General features: G+C 70.2%; 3 protein-coding genes and 1 pseudogene. All 4 read left to right on the forward strand.

The annotated features are described in order from the left end of the window. Nucleotides 1–2,106 (forward strand): annotated as a pseudogene (locus ACFWTE_RS21100) (hypothetical protein); the annotation flags it as partial. Between the two features lie 465 nt (nucleotides 2,107–2,571). After that, nucleotides 2,572–2,943 (forward strand): 30S ribosomal protein S12, encoded by a 372-nt coding sequence (rpsL, locus tag ACFWTE_RS21105; protein WP_014912437.1) that lies wholly within the window; start codon nucleotides 2,572–2,574, stop codon nucleotides 2,941–2,943. A 2-nt stretch (nucleotides 2,944–2,945) separates the two neighbouring features. After that, entirely contained in the window at nucleotides 2,946–3,416 is a 471-nt protein-coding gene (rpsG, locus tag ACFWTE_RS21110) for a 30S ribosomal protein S7 (RefSeq protein WP_267946694.1), read from the forward strand. Nucleotides 3,417–3,461: 45 nt separating this feature from the next. Further along, nucleotides 3,462–4,863 (forward strand): elongation factor G (gene fusA / locus ACFWTE_RS21115; protein WP_378781350.1); only part of this gene is annotated, 1,402 nt, incomplete at its 3' end.

Consider the following 4,863-nt stretch of genomic DNA (forward strand, 5'->3'; position numbering starts at 1 on the left):
GACGCGGACGCCCCGTCGGGCGGCGCGGACGAGCGCGGCCGTGACACGTGGGGGCAGGACAGCCCCGCGGAGGGGCCCGGCGAGCGTGCCGGGGACAGCTGGGGCGCCGACGCTCCGGCCGGTCGCTCCGACGCCTACGACACGGACCACTGGTCCCCTGACGCCCCGGTGGGCGGCACGGCCTCCTCGGGGTTCGGTGCGTCCGACCCCCTGGCACCCGACGCCGACGCTCCCGCAGCGCGGCCCTGGGACGACGAGCCCGTCGGCGGCAGCGACCCCGGGGCATGGGCTCCGGCTCCCAGCGGGGACGCCGACGCCTGGACGCAGGGCACCTCCGCGCAGACCCGGGCGTGGGAGCCCGACCCCGCCCTGGACGGCACCGGTGAACGTGCCGGTGACTCCTGGGGCGCCGACGTTCCGGCCGGTCGCTCCGACGCCTACGACACGGACCACTGGTCCCCTGACGCCCCGGTGGGCGGCACGGCCTCCTCGGGGTTCGGTGCGTCCGACCCCCTGGCACCCGACGCCCGCCCGTGGAACGACGAGCTGAGCAGTGGCCAGGGCGACTCCTGGACGCCCTCCACCGACGTGGCGGACCGCCCTTGGGACGACGCACCCGCAGACGGTGCGGACCGCTCCTGGGACGACACAGCCTCCGGGCACCGCCCCGCAGACGGTGCGGACCGCCCCTGGGACGACGAGAGGGGCACCACCGCCTCCTGGGGCGCCGGCCCCGGGGACCGTCAGGCCTCCGGAGGGTGGGGCACCGGAGCCCCGGCCTCCGACACGGCGGCCGCCCCGGCGGCCCCGCTCTGGGACGACGAGCTGTCCGACGACCGCGGAACGGCAGCCTGGGGCGCCGACGCCCCCGCGGACGGCACGGCGGGGGCCGAACGCGACTCCTGGGACGACGCCCCCCGTCACGGGACCGAAACCTACGACGCGCCGTACGAGCCCCGCGCCGCCGCTGTCGCCGACGGCGGCCGGCCCTGGGACGACGACGAGCTCGGCTCGAACTCCTGGAGGACCGCCGACCGCGGGGCCCCCGCCCCCGTCTCCGACGCCTGGGGCGTTCCCGACGGTGCCACCACCGGGCCGGACGGCGACTCCTGGAGGACCGCGGCCGCCGACACGAACGACCTGGACTCCTGGGCACCCGCCCGGGACACCGGCGACACGTGGTCCGGCGCGGGGACCGACGGCTACGACGACGAACTGTCACCGCCCACCCCCGACCGGAGCACCCCCGGTGCGGGGAGCGGCAACACCTGGGCGTTCGACCGCAACGACCCCCGGCTCCCAGACGTGGTCCGGGAGGCCGAGGAACGTCGACGCGAGTCCGCGGGGACGCCGGAGACGAACACCTGGGGCGGCTCTGCCGAGCCCGAACCCCCGGCCTGGGGCTCCCCCGACCAGGGTCCGGACACGGACGACCACCGGGGCGGGACCGGCACCGACCAGGCGTGGACCGCCGTGCCGGCGTCGGACGACCCCCTGGCGGCGATCGCCGACATGCAGTCGCGCGCCCGTGCGAGGGAGGTCGGCGGCTTCGAGGACGAGGAGTCGCAGGAGGGCCCGGGGCGCGGGGGCGACTTCGCCGAGGACGACGTCCCCGAGGGCGCCACACAGGTGTTCGAGCCGTTGGGCATCCCCGAGGACACGTGGGAGCGCGACGAGCCCGAGTCGTCCCGGGAGAGCGAGTACGACGACGGCTTCACCCCGGCCGACTACGGCATGCCGGAGGCCCCCGCCTCCCGCAAGCGCCGCAAGGACCGCATCGCCGAGGACTTCCCCGGCTTCGTGGACCGGCCCCTGGGCGGAGAGGCCGGCGACCCGTACCCCGGCTACGACAGCATCGACTTCCTGCCGGACACCGAGCGGGGGGCGACCGTCACCCTGTGGCTGGGCATCGCCTCCCTGCTCCCCGGCATCGGTCTGGTCACGGCGCTCCTCGCGCTGCTGATCACCGGGCCCAAGGCCAAGAAGGCCATCCGCGCCTCGCGGGGGGAGCTGGACGGACTCGGCCTGATCACCGCCGGCACGGTGTTCGCGGTGGTCGGCATCCTGGTGACGGTGATCTCCGTCGCGATCTGGCTGGTCCTGTAGCGCCGCGGCCGCTCCTCCACGACAATGTGTCAGGGGGAGCGGCCGTCGGTTTCGGCCGTCCACCCGCGGTCTCCGTGGGACCCTGGGCAAAACGACTCCGGGAGCGCGTAGACTGGCAGTGACCCACGGCTACGCGAGAACCGGTTCCATGATTCTCGCCATGTCGCACACCGTTTTGACCGCCCAGACGGTAAACGGTAGCCTGTGTGATTGTGCCCGTGAGTCGACGGGTCACACGTGTGTGTGCGGCGCCCCGGTCCCACAAGTTGAGGACGTAGGGCGCGCCACGCAGGTGAACCCCCTCCCATGATCGGCCTCCGGCCGGATGTGTTCGGTTTTTGCCGTGCGCGACAATGAGCGCGACACGCCCGACCACGTGGGTCGGGGAGGTTCGGGAAATTCAGCAGGTCAATAGCGATATCGGCTACGAGAACCGGCGTAGGTCACGAGGAAGACGGAGACGCGGTGCCCACCATCCAGCAGCTGGTCCGCAAGGGCCGACAGGACAAGGTCGCAAAGAACAAGACCCCGGCGCTGAAGGGGAGTCCGCAGCGTCGTGGTGTGTGCACGCGTGTCTACACCACTACGCCGAAGAAGCCGAACTCCGCTCTGCGTAAGGTCGCTCGCGTCAAGCTGAGCAGCGGCATCGAGGTCACGGCCTACATCCCCGGCATTGGTCACAACCTCCAGGAGCACAGCATCGTGCTCGTTCGCGGTGGTCGTGTGAAGGACCTGCCGGGTGTCCGCTACCGAATTGTCCGCGGCTCGCTCGACACCCAGGGTGTCCGGGGCCGCAAGCAGGCGCGTAGCCACTACGGCGCCAAGAAGGAGAAGTAAAGATGCCGCGCAAGGGCCCGGCGCCGAAGCGCCAGCTCATCACCGACCCGGTCTACGGCTCGCCGCTCGTCACCGCACTCATCAACAAGGTGCTGCTCGACGGTAAGCGCTCCATCGCTCAGAGCGTCGTCTACGACGCCCTTGAGGGCGCTCGTGAGAAGACCAGCCAGGACCCGCTCGTCGTTCTGAAGCGAGCCCTGGACAACGTCAAGCCCGCGCTGGAGGTCCGCAGCCGCCGTGTCGGTGGCGCGACCTACCAGGTGCCGGTCGAGGTTCGCGCCTCCCGGTCCACCACGCTGGCCCTGCGCTGGCTGGTCTCCTACGCGCGTCAGCGTCGTGAGAAGACCATGACCGAGCGTCTGATGAACGAGCTGGTTGACGCCAGCAACGGTCTCGGCGCGGCTGTCAAGAAGCGTGAGGACACGCACAAGATGGCCGAGTCGAACAAGGCCTTCGCCCACTACCGCTGGTAATCCCGCGGCGATTCGATTCCTTGAGACCGAGGGAAGACGAGCCTCATGGCTGCTAAGACTGCGCTTGACCTGGCCAAGGTCCGCAACATCGGGATTATGGCCCACATCGACGCGGGCAAGACCACCACGACTGAGCGGATCCTCTACTACACCGGTGTGACCCACAAGGTGGGTGAGGTCCACGATGGCGCCGCCACGATGGACTGGATGAAGGAGGAGCAGGAGCGGGGTATCACCATTACCTCGGCTGCTACCACCACGCACTGGGACGACCACACGATCAACATCATCGACACGCCCGGCCACGTCGACTTCACGGTCGAGGTCGAGCGGTCGCTGCGTGTCCTCGACGGTGCCGTCGCGGTGTTCGACGCCAAGGAAGGCGTCGAGCCCCAGTCCGAGCAGGTCTGGCGTCAGGCTGACCGCTATGGCGTTCCGCGTATCTGCTTCGTCAACAAGATGGACAAGATCGGCGCCGAGTTCCAGCGCTGTGTCGACATGTTCCGTGAGCGCCTCGGCGCGAACGCCATGCCGATCCAGTTGCCGATCGGTGCCGAGAGCGACTTCAAGGGCGTCATCGACCTTGTGCTCATGAAGGCCTACGTCTGGAACGACGAGGCCGCGCTCGGCGAGATGTACGACACCGTCGACATCCCCGACACGCACGTGGACGCCGCCCGCGAGGCACGCGAGACGTTCATCGAGGTGCTGGCCGAGGCCGACGACGCGATCATGGAGCTGTACCTGGAGGGGCAGGAGCCCACCCTGGAGCAGCTGGTCCCGGCCATCCGCCGCGCGACCATCGCCGGTACCGCGATCCCGATCGTGTGCGGCACCGCGTTCAAGAACAAGGGCGTCCAGCCCCTGCTCGACGCGGTCACCGCCTACCTCCCCTCGCCCCTGGACGTGGACGCCATCGAGGGCCACGACCCCAAGGACGAGACCGAGGAGACCAAGCTCTCCCGCAAGCCGAGCGTCGACGAGCCGATGTCCGCCCTGGTCTTCAAGATCATGAGCGACCCGCACCTGGGCAAGCTGACCTACGTGCGCATCTACTCCGGCGTCCTTGTGACCGGCACCGCGGTGCTGAACAGTCTCAAGGGCCGCAAGGAGCGCATCGGCAAGATCTACCGCATGCACTCCAACAAGCGTGAGGAGATCGGCGAGGCCGGCGCGGGCGACATCGTCGCGGTCATGGGTCTGAAGGACACCACGACCGGCGAGACGCTGTGCGAGCAGTCGGCTCCGATCGTCCTGGAGTCCATGACGTTCCCGGCTCCGGTCATCGAGGTGGCCATCGAGCCCAAGACCAAGAGCGACCAGGAGAAGCTGGGCATCGCGATCCAGCGCCTCGCGGACGAGGACCCCTCGTTCCAGGTCGCCACGGACGACCAGACCGGCCAGACCATCATCTCCGGTATGGGCGAGCTGCACCTTGAGGTCCTCG

Origin of the sequence: Nocardiopsis sp. NPDC058631 (assembly GCF_042716955.1) — a bacterium.
In the GTDB taxonomy this organism is placed as follows: Bacteria; Actinomycetota; Actinomycetes; order Streptosporangiales; family Streptosporangiaceae; genus Nocardiopsis.

Coding starts and splice junctions, on each gene's coding strand:
- rpsG (WP_267946694.1), top strand. CDS start 2,946: ATGCCGCGCAAGGGCCCGGCGCCGAAGCGCCAGCTCATCACCGACCCG.